We start from the raw sequence: 22151 nt of genomic DNA on the forward strand, positions 1-22151 counted from the left end.
CAAGATCTTTCTTCGCAGCTTCATATTGTTTTGGTGCCATAAAATCTCCGCTTTCGTGATAAAACCGATCCACCAGTTGTTCATATTTCTTCATGGCAGCCATCACTTCTTCGACATCAGAACTCATCAGTTTGCTTTGAATATCCAGAGTCTCTTCTTTTATCTGTATTATATTGTCCAATTTAGTCATTTCAAAAAACTTAAGTGAATACAGATTGTAAATCTGGGACATTTTTCATGGTGAAACCCTTGGGTGATGTGTACTATTCAGGGGGATTTTCTACAATTCTTTTTTTATATTTGGAACACCATTGATGAGGCTCACGATGCAATCCGAGTTCTGAAATAATACTATCAATAAGATAATCTCCTTTGGTTCGGTCAGGATGGGTACAGTATTCACTGGGAGGACCATCAATCATATGTGTATAGCCGCTATCACGTCTGGGAACGTAATACACACAGTTCGCGCAACTTTCTCCGTGTTTTTTGAAAGAAATGATCTTGTTCATAATTTACAAAGTATTGAGGGTCTCCGTGTTAAATAATTCTGCCATTGTTCCTATTTGGTTGCCAGCATAGTTTCCAGTATCTCCTTTGTGGAGTTGTATATGTCTGGATCTTTACTGGCTCTTGGACCTGCTACGTTGAGGATCTGTATTGCATTATAGCCAATCCACTCTTTAATGGCATCCACTGCATCGGTAATAGATAATCTATCCATGTCAATATGAATACATGGGCGCTTGTGTTTCCCGGCAAGTTTTCTGGTCAGTGCCGAACCTCCGTTGAGTTTGCCGTGAGACACGATCAATGTGCCTTCTGAATCCAGCACATTTTGTTCGGTTCGCTTTGGATAGCTGGTAGTGGACATCTCCTGCAGCTGATATTTATCCGGCAGCACTCCATCTTCGGTTTTACGGCCTTTTGGTATCCAGCCACCATGTGGAATACCTACTTTAATAGCAACATCAAGGGCTGCCCGGTCTGCGCCTGTTTGTCCGCCGGAAATTATCTTTTTGATCATGGTATTCACTATCTGTATTGGTTATTGAATTTGCCGTTAATAATTCTTTGAACGAAGCAATTTCCTTTGAATCAAGTTATTCTACCATTTGCTACCCCTTTTTTATCAGCTACCATAACCCCACAGCCTGACAGGGTTCCTTTACAAATAAATTCTCATTTCCCTGAATCTTCTCTATCCTCTTACATCTTTCACATTCCCAGGCATCAACGGGATCTTCTTTGCTCCATGCCTCAAAGAGTTTCCGGTTCTTCTTACTGATAATACCATGCCCCGGATATGCCCAGTCCATATAGAAATACGTTCTTGCAATGTTGCCCCGTTTTTCCGGTGGCGGTTCCGCCTTTCTGTTTTCAATCTCCATGTCACAGTTTCCAAATTCTCTTTTCTCCCCCGGGATCATTCCAAAACTATAATTAGATCGCAATCCGTTTATTTCTCCTACTGCGGGTACCAGGTTATACATATCTGATTCCATATATCTGAATTTGACGACCATCTTTCTGGCACAGTTGCGTCCCTTAAATGGTTTTCCCTTACTGCTTACACATTCAGGATGTCCATTTCTCCATTCTGGAAAACTCTGGCCGAATGCATGGGCTGGAACTATGTGCTCCCACTCAACCCTATTTGCACGATTCCCCTCTTTCTTTGGAGTGTACTTGTCTGATGGGACAATTGTCTTATCCATGGTGAAGGGGCAGTTACAGTAAAACGTTGTGAGATGGTCTGAGTAAACTTGTCTTAAGAGGACCTTCTTTACCTTGCTGAATGACTGGAATCTGGTGTTTCCTTTATCGGTGGCATAGGAGAGACTTACGATCAAGCAGATTATTGCCAAAGCTATGAGGAATGATGCAATTCTCTTCATCACTTTTCCTTTATCAGGATTACCTTGGATATTATGTGTCCATCAATTGTTGATTTTATCCTTTAGCCTCGAAGAGCACCTGAAAGTAACAACTCTTCTTGGTTCCAATATGATGCTTTCTCCTGTTTGCGGATTTCTTCCTTTCCGGGCGTTCTTTTCATTGATGCAGAACTTCCCGAATCCGCTGATCATGACATCCTCACCATTCACAAGTGATTGTTTCATTATTTCCAAAAAGGATTCGAATATGTCTGCGGATTTGTTCTGAGGAAAACCAAGCTGGTCTTGGATTGATTTAATTATCTCTGCTTTTGTAAGGGCCATGGGGGAAATGCCTCCTTTGGTGATAGAATGGTTTTTTTAAGGCGTATATCGTTATCAGAGAAGAATTACTTGCATAGCATAATTTTGTCAAGGAAAAACAGACAGATAATGACCGCTAACAAATTACCAGTCAATTATTGTTTGTTACGTACAGCAAGCTGTTTGTAATGAGTTATTTTATAATTTTGTTACATACAGTAAACGAATATCTTAAAATTTCAGAAGCCGATTTTTTCGTCCTTGTTATAGCACTGTCTTGAATTTCTGCACTGACATTTCAGGCACAAGATGTTGGGGTTTTCAAAATTATCTTTTCTCTGTTTAATCTATTTATCGATGATATCGAACATATCAGCTACTTGTCGATTATTTATTGAAGTCAGTAAGTAAGGCCGATGCGATTTTGTAGCAGATTTCAACCCGTACTGCGCAGGAGTGATCGGAGAAAAAATGAAATGCGCCGATTATTGGCGCCACCTACAATGCCTCAGGTTTATTGAATGTGAAAAACAATTTCATTGATGTGAAGGTATCCACAGATAAGGAGCACCCGTTAATGTTCTAAATTTCCTTGACATTTAAGCCTTTTTTGTTAACTATACAGAAGCTTTAACGAAATAACAGTAGGTATCATGCATTAAACAACAAACGATCTTTTCTTTCTAACACAAAAAGGTCCGAAAGATGGCAGATAATCATAAAAACCCCGTTGCTCTTAAATAGAGGCGGGGTTTTTTGTGAATTTATTGTTTGCCAAATCCGGCTTTAGCAATCTATTTGTCGGGAGGAAATTCTATGAACATCTTCGGTTTACGGGACCGATTGATTAAAGATTACTCGGATTATATTCAAAGCTTTATCCTGATCAAAGATTCAAAGATTCGAGATCGTGTTGAAGATGAATTTACAAGAGGTCTCCTCTGGCCTGATCCTCTCATCCAGTTAAATCCTTCATTTAAGCCAGGCAAATGGATAGACGAGCTTGTTCAAGGGGGTGTTTTAAACGAAGAATGCAGACGAATATTTAGAATAAAAGAAAGCCCAGACGATGAAGGGCAATCTCTACTACTTCACCAGCATCAAGCAGATGCCATTAACGCCGCAAAAACTGGAAAGAACTATGTTCTCACTACCGGCACCGGTTCAGGGAAAAGTCTTGCCTATATAGTACCCATTGTTGATTACGTGCTTCGTGCAGGTTCCGGAAACGGAATCAAGGCGATAATTGTTTACCCTATGAACGCCTTGTGTAACAGCCAGATGGGGGAGCTCGAAAAATTTCTATGTTATGGCTACCCCAAGGGCGCAGAGCCGGTTCGTTTTGCCAGATATACCGGCCAGGAAAAGGATGAAGAGAGGCAGTCTCTTATAGCAAACCCGCCGGATGTTCTTCTCACAAATTATGTGATGCTGGAACTAATTCTGACAAGACCCTATGAAAAAAATATTATTACGGCAGCACAGGGCCTCCGCTTTCTCGTGCTCGACGAATTACATACATACCGGGGGCGACAGGGTGCGGATGTGGCAATGCTGGTCCGGAGATTAAGGGATGCGTGTAATGCAGAAAACTTGCAGCATGTAGGGACTTCGGCGACTCTGGCAGGACCTGGAACATACAAGGAACAAAGAAAAGAAATTGCGGATGTTGCCACAAAGCTCTTTGGAGATGTTGTCGAGCCTGAAATGGTGATTGGAGAAACGTTAAGAAGGGCAACTAAAGCCATTGATTTGTCAGATACTTCATTCTTAGATAGGTTAAAAGAACGTGTGGCTGATCCGGATAAACATCCGCCGACGGATTATTCCGAATTTATAACAGATCCTTTATCCATATGGATTGAAAATACCTTTGGTATTACTACCGAAACACAGTCTGGCAGACTGATTAGAACAATTCCCCGAAGCATAACAGGAGATGAAGGCACAGCAAAACAATTAAGTGAATTGATAAACGTACCTGAAGAGCGCTGCAGGGAGGCAATTCAGGAAGGATTACTTGCAGGTTATCGGTGCGAAGACCCAGATACTCGTTTTCCTGTCTTCGCATTTCGGTTGCACCAGTTCATCAGCCGTGGGGATAATGTTTACACATCAATCGAACCGGAAGATTCCAGGTTTATTACAGTATTTGGCCAACAGTTTGTTCCGGGAGACCGATCACGAGTTCTGCTGCCGGTAGTTTTTTGCAGAGAATGCGGGCAGGAATATTACTGTGTCCGCGTTGAGCGAGATCCCGACACAAATCAAAGCATTTTCACACAACGAGAAATCTCCGACCGCTATCATGATGACAATAGTGAACCCGGATACCTCTATTACAATTCAGAAAAACCATGGCCGGATAGCATGGAAGAAATCATTGAAATTTTACCTACCGACTGGCTTGATGAGACGGGGTTAAGGATAAGAAAGAATTACAAGAAAAATCTTCCTGAACGTGTACGTATAAAGGCCGATGGCTGTGAATCAGCAGACGGAAATCTCTATCACTATTTTAAATCGCCTTTCCGGTTTTGCCCAAACTGCGGTGTTTCTTATGGGGCGCGGCAGGCATCTGATTTCGGCAAACTAACATCACTGGGAACGGAAGGTAGAAGCACTGCTACCACTATCCTCAGCCTTGCCGCAATCCGACATCTTAAAAAGGAAGAGAGCCTTAAGAAAGAAGCGCGGAAATTACTCAGTTTTACAGACAACCGACAGGATGCGTCTTTACAGGCTGGACACTTCAATGATTTTGTAGAAATAGGCCTCCTTCGTTCCGCACTTTACGAAGCCGCACTTAATGCGGGACCCGCAGGATTGCGTCACGATGAACTTGGCCAGAAAGTCTTTGACTCACTGGATCTGCCATTGGGCCTATATACATCCGATGCCACTATTAAGTTTCGCGCATTAGAGGAAACAAAGAAGGCATTACGAAATGTTGTCTGCTACCGGTTATATCATGACCTGAGACGAGGATGGCGTGTCGTATCACCAAACCTGGAACAATGCGGTCTTCTGGAAATTGGATACGATTCCCTTAAAGAACTTTGTGAAGCCGAAGATGAATGGCAAGGTTGTCATTCTACACTCCTCGAAGCTAAACCGGAAACACGATTTAATGTGTGTAAAGTACTTCTTGATCTGATGAGAAGAGAACTGGCAATCAAGGTGGACTATCTCGATCCCAATTTTCAGGAAAGAGTGAAACAGCAGAGCAATCAGCGGCTCATTCCACCTTGGGCCATCGATGAAAATGAACGATTGATGGAAGCATCGATACTCTTCCCACGGAAAAAGGAAAAGAAAGATTATGGGGGTCATTTCTTTTTATCCCCTCGAAGCCTTTTTGGACAATATCTTCGTCGCGTAACAACATTTCCTGATTATACAGAGAAACTTGACCTTAAAATCACTGAGGAAATTATCAGGCAATTACTTGAATCTCTGAAAGTAGCAGGGCTCGTAGAGGAGGTAATGCCTGCGAAGAACGAAGATCAGGTTCCAGGATATCAACTCCCCGCAGCCGCAATGCACTGGATCGCAGGTGATGGAACAAAGCCATTCCACGATGTGCTTCGTGTTCATACCGAATCCAAAGAAGGCGGAAGACCTAATCCTTTCTTCGTTTCATTCTATAAAGATATTGCGGCAGAAGGAAAGGGGATAGAAGCAAGAGAACACACTGCGCAGGTACCCGGCGAACTCAGACAAGAGCGGGAAGATGCTTTTCGGGAGGGGCGATTACCCATCCTCTACTGTTCACCGACAATGGAATTAGGCATAGACATAGCGACCTTGAATGTAGTGAATATGAGAAACGTTCCTCCGACACCTGCCAATTATGCACAGAGAAGCGGCCGTGCCGGAAGGAGCGGTCAGCCGGCCCTGGTTTTTGCCTACTGTTCAACCGGCAGCCCCCATGACCAATACTTCTTCAAACGTCCTGACCGGATGGTGGCGGGTGCTGTTGCGCCTCCGAAACTCGAACTCGGCAATGAAGATCTCATAAAATCCCATATTCATGCAGTGTGGTTATCAGCAACAGGGCAATCTTTGGGGAACTCCCTGAAAGACGTACTTAATGTTGAAGGGGGAAATCCCACTCTCGCACTGAGCGAGTCAGTGCATGACAGTTTCTTGAATGAACGGGCCAGGAAAACAGCCATAGGAAACTCCACGCGTGTCTTGAAAAGTATAGAAAATGATCTATCTATAGCGGACTGGCATAGTGAGGGATGGTTGGAAGATACTTTGAATAAAGTTCTCCTGAGCTTTGAGCAGTCCTGCGAGCGCTGGCGTTCCCTTTATCGGTCTGCTGCAAAACAGAGAGAGACTCAGCATAAAATTATCAGTGATGCATCCCGAAGCATAGATGATAAAAAGCAAGCCAAGCGGCTGCGCCGGGAGGCGGAAGCCCAGCTGGATTTACTACTCGAAGCGCGCAGTGTGATTCAGTCAGATTTCTATAGCTATCGCTATTTTGCCAGTGAGGGATTTCTCCCGGGATATAATTTTCCCAGGCTTCCTCTTTCAGCATATATCCCGGGACGTCTTAGACGACGGGATGATTTCCTTTCCCGCCCTCGATTCCTGGCAATTTCTGAATTCGGACCACGGAGCATCATTTATCATGAAGGTTCCCGTTATATTATTAATAAAGTTATTATGCCTGTTGGTGATGACGATGTCCTCACTACCACAGCGAAACTCTGCCCTAACTGCGGTTATCTGCACCCGATTTCAGATGGTGACCCGGGTTTAGATCTCTGTGATTATTGTAAACACCCATTAGAATCATCTTTACGGCAGCTTTTTCGCCTTCAGAACGTATCAACGAAACGAAGGGACAGGATCAGTTGTGACGAGGAAGAGCGAATCAGGCTGGGTTATGAAATCAAAACGGGCGTTCGGTTTGCCGTTCACGGAGGCAGGCCTTCCTTCAGAACAGCCTTTCTTAAACAATCCGACGGTGAATTGCTTGCCACATTGACGTATGGTCATGCAGCGACACTCTGGCGTATCAATTTGGGATGGGCGCGCCGGAGGAATGTGAATCAATTAGGTTTTGTTCTCGATACGGAACGAGGATACTGGGCAAGGAATGAACAGGCCGCGGAAGACGATGAAAGCGATCCGATGAGCACAAAAACAGAACGTGTTATACCATTCGTTGAAGACCACAGGAATTGCCTTATTTTCAAACCGGAAAAGCCTTTAAACGATACGCAAATGGCATCACTCCAGGCTGCGCTGAAACAGGCTATTCAGACCGCATATCAATTAGAGGATAATGAACTGGCGGCCGAACCGTTGCCCAGTATGAAAGAAAGAAAGGTGATTCTTATTTATGAAGCGGCGGAAGGTGGCGCCGGTGTATTAAGGCAACTGATTTCTGATCCGGAAGCATTCGCGTATGTCGCAAAAGATGCGATGGAAATATGTCATTTTGACCCTGTAACCGGGCAGGATATGGGGCGCGCGCCAAGATCCAACGAAGATTGCGAAGCAGCTTGCTATGACTGTCTGATGACTTACAGCAACCAGAGAGACCACCGCCTTCTTGATCGCAAATCAATTCGTGATCTGCTTCTTGATTATTCAAAATCAAAAGTTGTCGTATCGCCCACTGAATTACCACGGGCTGAACACCTCAAAAGATTGATGAATCAGGCAGGATCAAGTCTCGAAAAAAAGTGGCTGAGTTTTCTGGACGAACGCGATCTCAATTTGCCGTCCAAAGCGCAGGTATTTTTCGAGGAATGCAAATCACGGCCGGATTACTTCTATGCAAATGATTTGGCCGTCATCTATATTGATGGACCAATACATGATTATCCGGATCGTGCAAAGCGTGATGATCAGCAAACAGACTGTTTTGAAGATCTGGGCTATACTGTTATACGCTTTGGTCATAAGGATGACTGGGAAATAATTATCGAAAAGTTTCCCCATGTTTTTGGAACAGTAAAGACGCATTAGGATAAACAAAAAAGACAATCTCCGGGAGAAGTTATGGATTTTGCGGTAGGTTCATTAGTTGAAGCGCGAGGGCGGGAATGGGTGGTACTTCCTGAATCAAAGGATAACTTGCTCGTTCTCAGGCCCCTTGGAGGCACGGATGACGAAATTGCAGGAATTTATCTACCTCTGGAAACGGTTAAGCCCGCGCAATTTGATCTGCCCGATCCGGCCCAGATAGGTGACCATCGTTCCTGTCGTATGCTCCGTGACGCGGTGCGTCTGGGATTCCGCGCAAGCGCCGGACCTTTTCGTTCATTCGCACAACTGGCAGTTGAACCTCGCCCCTACCAATTGGTACCGCTGTTGATGGCTTTGCGATTAGATCCTGTAAAGATGCTGATCGCGGATGACGTGGGCGTCGGAAAAACGATAGAAGCCTGTCTGCTTGCCCGCGAACTTCTTGATCGCGGAGAAATTCAGCGCATTGGAGTACTCTGTCCACCTCACCTTGCCGAACAATGGCAGAAAGAAATGAAAGACAAGTTTCATATCAACGCCGAATTGGTTTTATCCAGTACGGCCCGGCGCCTGGAGCGGAACTGCGGCATCAACCAATCCATCTTTGAAGTTTATCCCCACGTCATCGTGTCCACGGACTACATCAAATCAGATCGCAGACGGGATGAATTCATTCGCACCTGCCCTGATCTGATTATTGTTGATGAGGCCCATACCTGTACCTTTGCAGACGTTAATAGAGGCGGGCGTCACCAGCGGTATCAGTTGCTCAAAAGTATTTCTGAGAAACCGGATCGTCATCTGATACTCGTTACGGCAACACCCCATACGGGCAAGGATGATGCCTTCCGACACCTTTTATCTTTCCTGAATTCAGATTTCAGTAACCTTCCGGAAGACCTTACCGGTAAGGAACATGAAAGTGTACGGCGAAATTTGTCACAGTATTTCGTTCAGAGAAGGCGCAAGGACATCGAAGATTATATGGAGGAGACAACCTTCCCAACGCGGAAAGAACGAGAAGAAACCTATACGCTTTCCCCCGAGTACAAAAAACTGTTCGATAGGGCATTGAATTATGCCCGCGAGATGGTGAGCACGTCGGACAAAAGCAGAATACATCAAAGGGTGCGATGGTGGTCTGCCCTGGCATTGTTGAGAAGTCTGGCTTCCAGCCCGGATGCGGCCGTGGCTACCCTCAGAAGTCGAGCTTCGACAGCAGATGCCGACGCGATAGAGGATGTTGATGAAATCGGTCGTCGAACCGTTTTGGATATGGATGGGGACGAAGAAGCCGAAATGATGGACATAGCGCCCGGGGCCGATGTTTCAGAATTTTCTCCGGATGAAAAAAGAGAAAGAAGCCGCCTTCTCGATATGGCAAGACAAGCTGAGAAATTGAGAGGCAATAAAGATGAAAAACTGAAAAAGGCAACTGGTATTATCAAAGAACTTCTCAAAGACGGCTTTCACCCCATTGTCTTCTGTCGTTTTATAGCGACTGCGGAATACGTGGCCAATGAACTGCGAAAGAGCCTGAGTGGCGTCGAGGTAATCGCGGTTACGGGAAAGCTGCCGCCTAAGGAGCGTGAACTGCGTGTTGCGAAACTTGGTGAATCAAAAAAACGTGTCCTCGTCTGCACAGATTGCCTGAGTGAAGGCATTAATCTTCAGAAGAAATTTGATTCAGTGTTTCATTATGATCTTACATGGAATCCGACACGCCATGAACAGCGCGAGGGGCGCGTGGATCGTTTCGGGCAGGGAAGCAAAGAGGTCCGGGTTGTTACTTATTATGGCACTGATAATCAAATCGACGGCATTGTTCTTGAGGTATTGATTAAGAAACACAAGAAAATTCGCAGTTCCACCGGTATATCGGTGCCAGTGCCAGTCGATACCAATCAGGTCATCGAAGCAATCTTTGAAGGACTGCTCCTTCGGGAAAAACAAAGACAGGTTACTCAGGAGCAGTTGTTTCTGTTTGAAGACCTTTTCAAACCCCAAAAGGAAGAACTTTACAAGGAGTGGGAAAACGTCTCCGAACGCGAGAAACGATCTCATTCTATGTTTGCCCAGCGAACCATTAAAGTGGAAGAAGTTGCCAAAGAGCTTGAAGCCGTGCGAGAAGCTATAGGATCCGGTGTAAATGTCTCATCATTTCTGCGGCAGGTACTTGAGGCACATGGTGCCGTTGTCAAACAGCAAAACAACGGCGTATATGAATTTGATCTTACGGAAACACCACCAGGCTTGCGTGACGTTCTCCCATGTCCGGTCAAATTCAAGGCCCGTTTTGAATTGCCGGTACATGATGACATTCTCTATCTTAATAGAACACATCCGATTGTTGAAGCGGCAGCATCCTATGTTATGGATACTGCCCTCGACCCGCTTTCGAACTGTGTTGCCCAGAGAGCAGGGGTGATTCGCACAGACCTGGTCAAGCGGCGCACTACTGTTATGCTGGTTCGTTTTCGTTATCACATTGTCACCGCCTATAACGAAAAAGAAAAAACACTTTTGGCAGAAGATTGTCAAACGATTGCATTCGCAGGCGCTCCGAATAATGCCGAATGGCTTCCAGGCAATGAGGTGGAGAACCTTCTGGGAGCAAAACCGGACATTAATATCCAACCGGATGTGGCCCGGCACCAGTTGCAGCGGATTCTTGACAATTTCGACGAGCTGAGACCGCATTTAGATGAAATCGCGAAAATTCGTGGAGAAGAATTGCTCAACGCGCACCGTCGTGTACGTCGAGCATCCCGCATTAAGAATGTAAGGCATCGCATAGAGCCCAAATTGCCGCCCGACATTTTGGGCTTGTATGTCTATCTGCCAAGTCCGGAGGGTGCCTGACATGCAGACTCGCCGCGTAAATCTGTTCACTACCATACGAACCGAAGGCGGTTTGCTTCCGGCCGATCTCCTCCAGCGAATTGCCGATGGTGACGGCGATATTGAAGGTTTGAAACCGGCTGACTATCATCTCTATCCCGGTGAAAAACTGAACGAAGCGATCAACCGGTCATGGAACCGTTTAACAGGCGCATGGAAATCATTTAAAAATGCCCTGGAAAAATTGTCTGAAACAGATACCGGCACAACGGAAACACGGGAACGGTGGCTCCTGCCTCTTTTTCAGGAGCTCGGCTACGGCAGACTTCAAACAACGAAGGCGCTAAATATTGAAGGGAAAAGCTATCCCATCTCACATACATGGCAAAACACCCCCATTCATCTGGTCGGTTGCCGACTGGACCTGGATCGGCGGACACCCGGCGCGATTGGAGCTGCCCGTACGAGTCCGCACAGCCTTGGACAGGAATTTCTGAACAGATCGGATGACCACCTGTGGGCTTTTCTTTCCAACGGATTGTTGCTGCGGATACTCCGCGATAATGTCAGCTTGACCCGACAGGCCTATGTTGAATTCGATCTTGAAACAATAATGGACGGGGAGGTATATGCTGATTTTGCTGTCTTGTGGCTGGTATGTCACCAGTCGCGTGTTGAAAGCGAACGTCCCGAGCAATGCCGGCTTGAAAAATGGTGTCAGCATGCCCAGGATCGAGGTGCGCGTGCACTGGATACTCTCCACAGCGGTGTAGAAAATGCAATAAAAGCTCTCGGTCACGGGTTCCTTTCTTGCCCGGGCAATCGTATTCTGAAAGATAAATTGCGTTCCGGCGAGCTTGACAAACAGGATTATTACCGTCAACTCCTGCGTTTCATTTATCGGATGTTGTTTCTCTTTGTAGCCGAGGATCGTGAGCTCCTTTTGGATCCTAAGGCAAATGCCGATGCAAAGGAACGTTATGTCAGTTATTATTCTACATCACGTTTGCGTCAGATGGCGGAACGCAAACGGGGCACAAAGCATGCCGATCTCGGAAGGATGCTTCTCCTCGTATTCGAAAAACTGGGCGACAAAAACGGATGTCCCGAACTTGGCCTCCCGGCGCTGGGAAGTCTGCTATGGTCACGTGATGCGATTGCTGATCTTATAGACTGCGACATTTCAAACCTTGATTTATTGGAAGCGGTTCGCCACCTTGTATTTATAGTTGATAACGGTGTGCGCAGACCCGTGGACTACAAGAACCTGGGTTCCGAAGAACTGGGGAGCATTTATGAATCGCTACTGGAAATGCATCCGGATCTCAGCATTGAAAGCGGAACATTCGATCTCAAGATAGCTGCCGGCCATGAGAGAAAAAGCACAGGCAGTTATTATACACCCTCCAGCCTCATAAATTGTCTTCTGGACAGTGCCCTTGATCCTGTTCTGGACGAAGCGGCAAAAAAAGATGATCCGGAGCAGGCCATTCTGAATCTCAAGGTATGCGATCCCGCGACGGGGAGCGGGCATTTCCTCGTGGCCGCCGCCCACCGTATTGCCAGACGTCTTGCCGCGGTGAGAACGGGGGACGAAGAACCGGCTCCGGAAGCTGTTCGTCATGCCCTGCGTGACGTTATCGGCCGTTGCCTCTATGGGGTTGATATCAATCCCATGGCCGTGGAATTATGCAAGGTCAGCCTGTGGATGGAGTCCTTGGAACCGGGCAAGCCTCTATCGTTCCTTGATCATCATATCCAGTGCGGCAACAGTCTTTTGGGAACGACGCCCGCCCTCTTAAAAAAAGGTATTCCTGATGATGTTTTCAAGCCGATTGAAGGAGACGAAAAGGAATTTTGCACGAAGTACCGGAAAATAAACAGGGATGAGCGAAAGGGGCAAACATCCCTCTGGAGTGTCCGTGAAGATCAAAAACCATGGAATCAGATGGCTGAATATGCCGCCGATATAGAGCAACTTAACGCGGTTGATGATAGCACGATTCACGGCATATCTGAGCGGCATGCACAATATGAAAAAATCGTCAAATCTCAAGACTATAAATCTTCCAAATTGCTGGCTGATGCCTGGTGTGCCGCATTCGTTTGGAAAAAGAAGAAAGAGCCAAATCTGCCATATCCGATAACCGAAGAAATCTTTCGCAGGATAGAAAAAGAACCAAATTCTATTCCCGAATGGATGAAAGAAGAGATCAGGCGGCTTTCCGATCAATACCAGTATTTTCATTGGCATCTTGCTTTTCCTGATGTTTTTCATATTCCAGACAGAAATGAAGAGCTTGAGAGTGAGCAGCTTCACTGGAGTGGTGGCTTTGATGTGGTGCTGGGAAATCCACCGTGGGAAAAAATCACAACCCTCGAAAGAGAATTTTTTGCAAGTATGCCCGAGATATCGGAGGAGAAAAGAAGTGATCGCAGAAGGAGAATGATTCTTGAACTTTCTTCATCAGATCCTGAACTATTTGATCAATGGTTAAATCAAAAAAGATATGATGTTTCTTATGCGCACTTCCTAAAATCCAGCGGTCTATTTCCACTATCTTCAGTTGGTGAGCTAAATCTTTATCCTCTATTTGTGGAAATATCAGATTGCATCATTGATCGTAGTGGTGCTGCAGGTCTTGTAATTAAAACGGGTATGATGTTGTCACCGACGTGGGCTAAATTTTCCTCATATCTTATTGAACATGATCGAATTGAATCCGCGTTTGATTTCAGAAACTGGAAAGGATGGTTTCCCGACATTGGCTATCATGAACGCTTTACCTTGCTGACCATGAAAAAAGGCCGTCAAAAGCAAAACATATTTCTCGGTTATTATCTTGACGACCCAGCGGAGATTAAGGACGTATCGAAAACATTTACCATTTCACGCGATGAAGCTATCCATCTTAATCCCATCACGAAAACGGTCCCCGCATTTGAAAGTAGTCGGCATAAGACCTGTGTCATGGCTGTCTATGATCGCTTTCCTGTCCTAAATGATGATAGTTCAGAATGGGGGGTGCATTATACAACGGGTCTTCACATGGCTGCCGAGGCAGACAAACTCAGGGATTTTGAAGAATTATCCTCGGAAGGATTTGAACTGGACGAGTTTTTGCGGATGAAAAAGGGGGAACATACTTTCATTCCACTCTACGAGGGCAAATTCATTCAGCAGTTTGATCACCGATTTGCCTCTTTTGAGGGTATACCCAGGGAAAAACGCTTTGGCATAAAAGCGGGAACACATAATCCTACAGAAGAACAAAAAGGTAATCCAGCCTATCACATTACCCCAAGATACTGGATTTCTGATGAGAACGCAGCTTCTGACAGAGAAGCGAGACACTTAAGAAGCAGTTGGGCCATTACTTTTAGAGACACAACGAATGTTATCTCCAATTTTCGGACAAGTGTAGCCTGCATTTGTGCTGGCGTGGCTTTCAACTATAAAGCGCCGAATATTGTCTTGGAGGGCCCATCGGAGTCAGATAGAGCAAAAAAATCCCTGTTATTTGTCACCATGATGAACGCCTTTCCTTTTGATTATGTGGTACGGCAGAAATTTTTCGGTGCAAATTTTATAAAATCCATCCTCTTACAACTTGCCGCTCCATCTATGGGAGTTATACATAGCCACCAATCGTTCATCCTACCAAGGGCTCTAGAACTGTTTTATACATCTTGGCAGTTGGAAGGTTTTGCAGCGGAATGTGGGTATAATGGAAATCCTTTTACGTGGGACGAAATCCGACGGCAGCAGATCCGGGCTGAATTGGATGCTTTGTTCTTTTATGTCTATGGTTTTTCTATAGATCATGTAGCCTTTATTCTGGATAGTTATCGAATTCTAAGGGATAAGGATGAGGACAGATTTGGAGAATACCGCACCAAGCGCTTGATCCTCGAAATCTACGATGATCTGGCCGAGGCAATACGAATCGGAAAACCATACCAAACCCGCATCGATCCACTACCAGCCGACCCGCGCGTCGCCCATCTGCCAAGCGAAGAAATTATGGAAGCTGTCATAATTGACCCCTCATTCCCGCGGACTGAAACTCAAAGAGTTCTTTGTGCGGCAACACTCGAACTTGTGAGGACTGCTTCAGACATGCCCAACGGGATGTACCTTGATGCCCTTTATCTTGCTACCCATCCGGATCACTGTGAGGTATTGCTCACAAATACCGAAAATTCAAAATTTAGGATAGTAGCCTCAAAAGTAACACAGTTGTTGTTTCTGTCCAAAGGACAGCTAATGGGTTGGAAACAAATTAGAGATTATTTAGAAATGGTCGGGGCCATAAGGATTGCTGATCGCCAAGGGGCTCAACGCTTGTCGGAAGGCCCAAACTATATGAATACCCGAAATAAACTTCCTCATGGTTTAGATGCTATTGTTCCCTTCGCGCTCAGAGCAGCTGAAGAATTGATTGTTGCTCGGGCCGACACACATGCCAGAGCGAGAATACCCAATAATGTGTTTGAGGAGATTAATCGAGAAATCTCACGGGATCAAGCCATGTCTATATAATCGGGAGGATTGATAATGACATCAGATAGCCTTCTCAAATTATCTCTTAAACAAACAGACCCAGGTTTGTGGGTGAGTCGAGTCGTTCTTTTTGCTTCAATAAATCCCCTTCAGACAATCCGAGAAATATCCCTTCACCGTGGACTCAATATTATATGGGGCGTAGATGAAGAGAAAGGAGATCAAGATTTGACTGTTGTTGCCGGACACGGTGTCGGGAAGACAAGCTTTTGTAGGCTACTACGTTATTGTTTGGGTGAACCTACATTTGGCACAAAGAGTTCTCGCGAAAGAATTAGGTCGGAATTTGCTCAAGGCTACGTTGCTGCTGAAGTTCATGTCCAAGGTGAACAATGGGCAGTTGCTCGTCCAATTGGGAACGCTAAGTTTTCCTATGCAGCACAAAATATGGCTATTGAAAAGTTGATAGATAATCGTCCCAGCTTTGAGTCCTATCATAAATTTAGAGATATGTTGGAAGATGCAATGCTGCGTGACTTAGTCAGGAAAATGGTGGCTGGATCAAGACTTGCAATTAAGTGGGAACATCTTCTTGCGTGGTGTGCTCGTGATCAAGAAGCACGTTTTCAGAGTACTTGGCAATGGCGATCGCCTCGGAGTGAATCTGAAACCCCAGCGTTCGAGAAACCCAAAGTTGATGGCCACTTTGTTATGCGTGCAGTTCTCGGTCTATTGGCAGGAGAAGAAATTAATCTATCAAAACGTTTGACAGAAGTGCAGAAAGAAATTTCCGAAACAGGGGGGAATATTGCCGAATGTCAAAAGGAACCCCAATACTGGTGTCGACGTTGTAACAAAAAGCTCAAGAGTCTTCTTGGTATCGATCACGTTGAAGATGTTCACTTGGAGCAAAATGGCCTATTCAGCTTGCCAAATAGAATTAGGATTGAACAAGAACGTCTGAAAAAGGAAGGCGATGAATTAAAGGATAAGATTATAACTTTCGACGAGCAAATATCAGATATCTCAGCAGAAATTCAGGCATATGAAAAGGAACTGACTGTGCTGATCAGTTTCTTGGAGACTACCCAAGCAGGGTTAAATGAGCTTGAGACAGACTTTACGGACACACGGCTTGAACATAAAGAATTAGAAAAATTTGATATAGAAATTTGCAGATATGGTCAGGTATTACTTAAGGACTGCCATTACATACGCGATAGATTAAACTTAATCAGCTTTTCCGAAATTGTGGATGTCAAGCATGCGAAAGAGGATATGACTAAGCGAGAGAAGGCGATTTCGCAATTTAAAGACGACATTACTCAACTAGAAAATGAGGTAGATAAATTACGACAACAACGTCAAGGTCTATTAGAGGGAAGAAGGGGGTTACATGATCGACTGGGATTGATTTTGCAACAAGAGCAGGAGATATTGGAAACGCTAAAGGAATTGCAATCATGGACAGAGATATTGAATGGAGTGCGAAAGCATGCGAACCTACTTGACCTTCAAGATAAACTGAATTCATTGAATCAAGAAAAGGAACAAGTTGAAACACGATTGGAAGAGATGCTTAGCTCGCATAGCGAACACTTTGAAGAGTTGTGTCGAGTGTTCGATGGTGCCGTCAAGGAAGCGCTATCCAAGGATTACAGTGGCATGGTCACGCGTGAGCGCGGTAAGATAATGTTCAAGATTACGCGCGAGAATAGCCTGGCAGGAGAAGCCATTGATACACTATCGATTTTATTGGTAGATATGAGTGCCATTATCCTCGGGATTTGCGGTAAGGGTTTCCATCCGAGATTCCTGATCCATGATAGTCCTCGTGAAGCTGACTTAGGTGTACGAGTTTATCACAGTTTTCTATGGTTTGCGGCAAATTTGCATTCTCGCTGCGGCGGATCAGATCAAGCACCCTTTCAGTACATTGTTACAACTACTACAGCGCCCCCACCGGAGTTGCAAACAGATGAATTCGTAAAAGTGAGACTTGATGCTCACAATGATGCTGGGTTACTATTTCGAAAAAATATTGGCACCATGAGTCCAGAGAGGATGGATGGTAACGAATCACTTTTTTAGGAAAATATGGTATTATTATTAATTGTTCATAATGATACAGCCGAGGCAATGCGGACCGGAAAGTCATACCAAACCAAACTCGATCCACCACCAGCTGACCCGCGCGTAGCCCATTCACCAAAAGAGAGTGAGAAATGAAAGAGCGTTGATTTTGTAGAAAGGACTTAATATTATGTTTCTTAAAGGATTATCAATTAAAAACTTCAGATGCATAAGGGATTTGACGCTTTATATCAATGAAGGCGTAAATATCTTTATCGGTGAAAACAATTCAGGAAAGACAGCCGTAATAGATGCCTTAAGAATATGTTTTAGCTATGGGAAACAATGGCGAGATATCTACGTTTCAGAAAGTGATTTCCATATAGATAAAACAAATCCTAGTGCCGGCTTAGGAGACATCGAGTTCGATTTATACTTTGAGATACAAGACCGTGTTGAAGCTGGTATTTTTAATGATTTGTTATCTGAAAAGAAAGACGGCAAGCAGGAATTAGAACTACATTTTAGATATTACATCGACGAAAAAAAGGGGATTAGGAGGGTAAGATACAAGGTGTGGGGTGGTGAGAAGGAAGGACAATCTATAACCCCTGACTTGCTCGATCTATTCTATTTCGTTCATTTGGGTGCACTAAGAGACGCAGTACAATACCTAAGACCTGTTAGGGGTAATAGGTTAGGTGAGCTGTACTCTAATATTGAAACTGACGAGAAAAAGAAGGAAAGCTTAGCAGGAAAAGTTCGGAAAGCGCTAGGTGACGACAAAGAATGGAGTACGTTGATTGATCAGGGAAGAGAGAAGATTAATGAGCACCTCAATGAGACCTCAATAAATGGAAAGGAACAAAATGTAACAATTGATTTTCTCCCATTTGAATTTAGGAGAATTGTCGATAGTCTGAGAATTCAAATGCCCGTTTATGATAATGAGGCTATCAAGGATGGAGATGATCAGAGATATTTTGATCTACGTCAGAATGGTCTTGGGTATAATAATCTGATCTACACCGCGACAGTGTTGGGTGATTTAAAAAGAAAAAAAGAATTGATTGAGGAAACGTATATTGCTCTTCTGATAGAAGAACCGGAAGCTCACCTCCACCCGCAGCTTCAGGATATATTCTTCAATTATCTTAACAAGCTGAATAAAATTGGTTTTCAAATTTTCATTTCATCCCATTCGCCCACTATCACAGCTAAGGCTGACTTAAACTCCCTGATTGTTCTTCAAAACCAAGAGAATAAAATTCAGTCATTTTCAATAAAGAGGTCGGATCTGAACGAGAGCAACAAGAAATATTTGCAGAAATTTCTGGATGTCACAAAATCGCAATTACTCTTTGCAAATGGAGTAATTCTGGTTGAAGGTATTTCTGAAGCATTATTGATCCCTGTTTTTTCTAAAATAATCGGTGATGAATACAATATCGAAAAGAAGGGAATTGAACTGGTTAATCTTAATGGAGTGGCATTCGAGCATTTCGGCAAGTTATTTAATGCTGATGATCCCAATTCAAGACTAAATTGCAGATGCGTAATATTAACAGACGATGACAGACATAACGGTGGCGAGGTTTCTTCAAGAGCTAAGAAAGCAAAGGATTTGGAGAAGAATTTATTGAAGGTGGAATTAGCTGAACAAACGTTTGAGTACGAATTGTTTACGGCCGGCAATAACAGAGAAATATTGCTGCAAATTTTTTCGGAAATGCATCCTATAGCTGCCGAAAGGATTGATACTGGTGATTCGATAGAAGATCACGCAAAAAATTTCATAGAGAAAATCGTCTCAAATAAAGCCAAGTCTGAATTGGCGCACAGGCTTGCAATAAAATTAAATGACGAATCTGACGTAAGAGAAAATTTCACCGTTCCAAGTTACATTAAAACCGGCATTAAATGGGTAGTAAAAGGCGAATAAGATGTTTGATACCCTGTCTGATACACAACGAAAAATTGTGTTCGAAAAAGAGGGCAAGTTTGTTGTGAGAGCCTGTCCTGGTAGCGGAAAAACATATTCGGTAGCTGCCAGGTTAGCCCATAAAATGGAAAACTGGAAACTTGGATATCAAGGCATTGCAACCATCTCGTTCACAAATGCTGCCTGGCAGGAAATCGAAAAACAAATTACAGAACACTTCGGAATTCAAAAACCGATTCCCTATCCGCATTTCTTGGGTACGATTGACAGCTTCATAAATAAGTTTATTTTTCTCCCGTTCGGACATTTAGTTATGGGTTGCAACTCAAGGCCTGTATTGGTTGGTGAACCCCACGGCCCTTGGACGGGAAGATTCTTTTCAGAAAGGTTCTTCGATAACTTGAGCTATGATATGAATGGTGATCTTTACGCATTATACAAACCAATCATGCCAAGAAACTGGACTAACAATCAGAACATAATTGTGTCCAAATCCAGACTGATAGGGGCAGGATATGCAAACCAGGATGATGCGAATTATTTTGGAATGAAGATTTTAGAAACCTATCCTAATATTTCAAAAGCTCTCATCGATAGATTTCCAATGCTCATGGTCGATGAGGCTCAGGATACCTCAGAAATCCAGATGAGGATAATAGATAACCTCATTGAAAATGGCCTAAAGGAGGTTGTATTAGTTGGCGACCCTGATCAAGCAATCTTTGAATGGCATGATGCAAAGCCCAAACTATTTACAGAAAAACTTGAAGAGTGGTCTGATAACTCAATAGTTCTTAATGAAAACAGACGCAGCTCACAGAATATTTGTGACTGTACGTACAGATTATCTTCTTTAGATGAAACTTCCACTGCAATAAACTTTGATGTCAATAATTGTGATTTTGTACCTATGGTAGTGACATATGACATGGGGAATCTCAATAAGACCATTTGCGATTTTTCAGGACTTTGCACATCGATGGATATAGATATCAATCCCAATGATGTCACTGTAGTATATAGAAGCAAAAGTTTTTTTAATGTAATTACAGGTATCAAAGAAATCTCACCTAATGAACTACCTTGGATGGATGACGATCCATACTGCAGAGATATTGCCAAAGGTAAATACCTCTATGATAATGGGGAGTTTAGACGCGGTTTCAAGCTGATTGAAAAGGCCATATTCAAGATTGCCAACTCTTCTCGCTATTGCTCAGAACAAGACATCGAAAGATTGATTGAGAAAGTAGGATTCATAGACTTTAGAAAATACGTTTATGAATTTATGAGCATGCTTCCTAAAACCGACTGCACAATTAAAAAATGGATAGAAAAAGCAAATGAACGGCTATCAAAAAGTGACTTTGACGTGAATATGAGCATAAAGAAATCAGGAAGCGTCTTAACATTTGATCAACTGTTTGGTTTCGATAACAAGCAAATCATCGAAAAGAATTTTAGAATTGGAACTATTCACTCAATAAAAGGAGAGACCTTTGAGGCCAGCTTGGTGCTACTTAAGAAGAAAGGTATCGGTAGTTATTATAAGACGTTATTAAATGGAAACGTTCAAACAGAAGAAAATGAAGAACTAAGGATTGTATATGTTGGAATTACGAGGCCTAGGAGGTTGTTGGTTATAGCAGTTCCGGATGAAGCGAATAAAGTGGCTTGGGAAAGGAAGTTGTTGAATTAAAGATGTGTTAATTATCAAAAGCAATCTAAAATTATTTTAGGACATCAACGCGGGGGATTAACTATGTCTTTTTTTAATATTCTTTGGCAAGAAAGAACTCCTATATGGAACTCCACGCATCATGCCATAATTCATGGTATGCGAGAAACGTGGCATCGATGCCATCAAAGAGGCAATATACCACAGGAAAATGATTTTATTGCGAGCATTGTATTGGATAGCTCTCCCCTTATCTATAACTCCTTAAATCAAATATTCGGAAAACATAAAATCCATTTTTCTCTTACATCTGTCTATTGTCATCAGACTCCAAGGGTAAAATATCCTGGCCTAACTAAAAAATTCTGTGAACTTGGTGATATATTATTCGTTCATGTTCATAAAACGCGATCCGGCATGTATCGGCGAAACGCATTGCTTTATCAAGCCAAGGTATCGCCTCAACAACCGTACGTGGTTCTTACCTCAGAGACACATCAATTAAAATTATATACAGAGTGGCCGGACTTCGAGTATTGCAATTCAGGATCATTATTAAACGGGAAGAAAAGAAAAATTAATCCCAAAAATCCACACTCTGGAGCACAGTATTTACTTATTGATAACAGGCCGGGAACATGTCCGAACAGTGGACTCATAGGCCTTTCAGGTACCTATCCAATCGGCTCTTGTATGCCAGACATATATCTCTATAATCATAATGATCTTGCGTCCGAATTATTTGAACTTTTTCTACTTCATACTGGACAATCATTTGATGATCGAACTAATTCTTGCAATAAAGAAAACTGGTCAGAGGTTGTTTGGGATTTAATTGATGCAGGACTCAGAAAATCTTTTAATAGAAGAAGATCCGGGCGCGTTTCTGATCCACGTATTTCGGGAGGCCCTGTACAACTT

At 43.6% G+C, this 22151-nt stretch carries 12 protein-coding genes; 7 read left to right on the top strand and 5 right to left on the bottom strand.

Features of this window, described 5'->3' with window-relative positions:
- From Q7J27_12825 to Q7J27_12845, 5 genes are all read right to left on the bottom strand, one after another.
- Positions 1-181: hypothetical protein (locus tag Q7J27_12825; protein ID MDO9530023.1), on the bottom strand; the 181-nt coding region annotated here is incomplete at its 3' end.
- 82 nt (positions 182-263) lie between these two features.
- Positions 264-512: a hypothetical protein gene (locus Q7J27_12830; GenBank protein ID MDO9530024.1), complete on the bottom strand. Its 249-nt coding sequence runs from the start codon at positions 510-512 to the stop codon at positions 264-266.
- A gap of 50 nt (positions 513-562) precedes the next feature.
- The gene (locus Q7J27_12835; protein ID MDO9530025.1) at positions 563-1027 is read right to left on the bottom strand and encodes a putative molybdenum carrier protein; all 465 of its coding nucleotides are present in this window, start codon (positions 1025-1027) and stop codon (positions 563-565) included.
- Positions 1028-1136: 109 nt separating this feature from the next.
- Positions 1137-1898: an endonuclease gene (locus Q7J27_12840; GenBank protein ID MDO9530026.1), complete on the bottom strand. Its 762-nt coding sequence runs from the start codon at positions 1896-1898 to the stop codon at positions 1137-1139.
- 42 nt (positions 1899-1940) lie between these two features.
- Positions 1941-2222, bottom strand: coding sequence for an integration host factor subunit alpha (locus tag Q7J27_12845; GenBank protein MDO9530027.1), 282 nt, complete (start codon positions 2220-2222; stop codon positions 1941-1943).
- Positions 2223-3017: 795 nt separating this feature from the next.
- Here Q7J27_12845 and Q7J27_12850 point away from each other — a divergent pair.
- The 7 genes from Q7J27_12850 to Q7J27_12880 form a co-directional block, all read left to right on the top strand.
- Positions 3018-8192 (top strand): DEAD/DEAH box helicase, encoded by a 5175-nt coding sequence (locus Q7J27_12850; protein ID MDO9530028.1) that lies wholly within the window; start codon positions 3018-3020, stop codon positions 8190-8192.
- 33 nt (positions 8193-8225) lie between these two features.
- Complete coding sequence (locus tag Q7J27_12855) at positions 8226-11054, top strand: helicase-related protein (GenBank protein ID MDO9530029.1); 2829 nt, start codon at positions 8226-8228, stop codon at positions 11052-11054.
- 1 nt (position 11055) lies between these two features.
- Positions 11056-15576, top strand: coding sequence for an N-6 DNA methylase (locus Q7J27_12860; GenBank protein MDO9530030.1), 4521 nt, complete (start codon positions 11056-11058; stop codon positions 15574-15576).
- Between the two features lie 15 nt (positions 15577-15591).
- Positions 15592-17628 (top strand): hypothetical protein, encoded by a 2037-nt coding sequence (locus Q7J27_12865; protein MDO9530031.1) that lies wholly within the window; start codon positions 15592-15594, stop codon positions 17626-17628.
- 172 nt (positions 17629-17800) lie between these two features.
- Positions 17801-19552, top strand: a complete 1752-nt coding sequence (locus tag Q7J27_12870) for an AAA family ATPase (protein MDO9530032.1) — start codon at positions 17801-17803, stop codon at positions 19550-19552.
- A gap of 1 nt (position 19553) precedes the next feature.
- Complete coding sequence (locus Q7J27_12875) at positions 19554-21251, top strand: ATP-dependent helicase (protein ID MDO9530033.1); 1698 nt, start codon at positions 19554-19556, stop codon at positions 21249-21251.
- A 63-nt stretch (positions 21252-21314) separates the two neighbouring features.
- The coding region (locus Q7J27_12880; protein ID MDO9530034.1) for a hypothetical protein at positions 21315-22151 on the top strand (837 nt) is incomplete at its 3' end.

Source organism: Syntrophales bacterium, from assembly GCA_030655775.1.
Lineage (GTDB): Bacteria > Desulfobacterota > Syntrophia > Syntrophales > JADFWA01 > JAUSPI01.

Bases quoted from the DNA above. Each gene is read 5' to 3' on its own strand.
- Q7J27_12860 (MDO9530030.1), top strand. From the start codon at position 11,056: ATGCAGACTCGCCGCGTAAATCTGTTCACTACCATACGAACCGAAGGC.
- Q7J27_12870 (MDO9530032.1), top strand. From the start codon at position 17,801: ATGTTTCTTAAAGGATTATCAATTAAAAACTTCAGATGCATAAGGGAT.
- Q7J27_12845 (MDO9530027.1), bottom strand. From the start codon at position 2,222: ATGGCCCTTACAAAAGCAGAGATAATTAAATCAATCCAAGACCAGCTT.
- Q7J27_12855 (MDO9530029.1), top strand. From the start codon at position 8,226: ATGGATTTTGCGGTAGGTTCATTAGTTGAAGCGCGAGGGCGGGAATGG.
- Q7J27_12850 (MDO9530028.1), top strand. From the start codon at position 3,018: ATGAACATCTTCGGTTTACGGGACCGATTGATTAAAGATTACTCGGAT.
- Q7J27_12830 (MDO9530024.1), bottom strand. From the start codon at position 512: ATGAACAAGATCATTTCTTTCAAAAAACACGGAGAAAGTTGCGCGAAC.
- Q7J27_12865 (MDO9530031.1), top strand. From the start codon at position 15,592: ATGACATCAGATAGCCTTCTCAAATTATCTCTTAAACAAACAGACCCA.
- Q7J27_12835 (MDO9530025.1), bottom strand. From the start codon at position 1,027: ATGATCAAAAAGATAATTTCCGGCGGACAAACAGGCGCAGACCGGGCA.
- Q7J27_12875 (MDO9530033.1), top strand. From the start codon at position 19,554: ATGTTTGATACCCTGTCTGATACACAACGAAAAATTGTGTTCGAAAAA.
- Q7J27_12840 (MDO9530026.1), bottom strand. From the start codon at position 1,898: ATGAAGAGAATTGCATCATTCCTCATAGCTTTGGCAATAATCTGCTTG.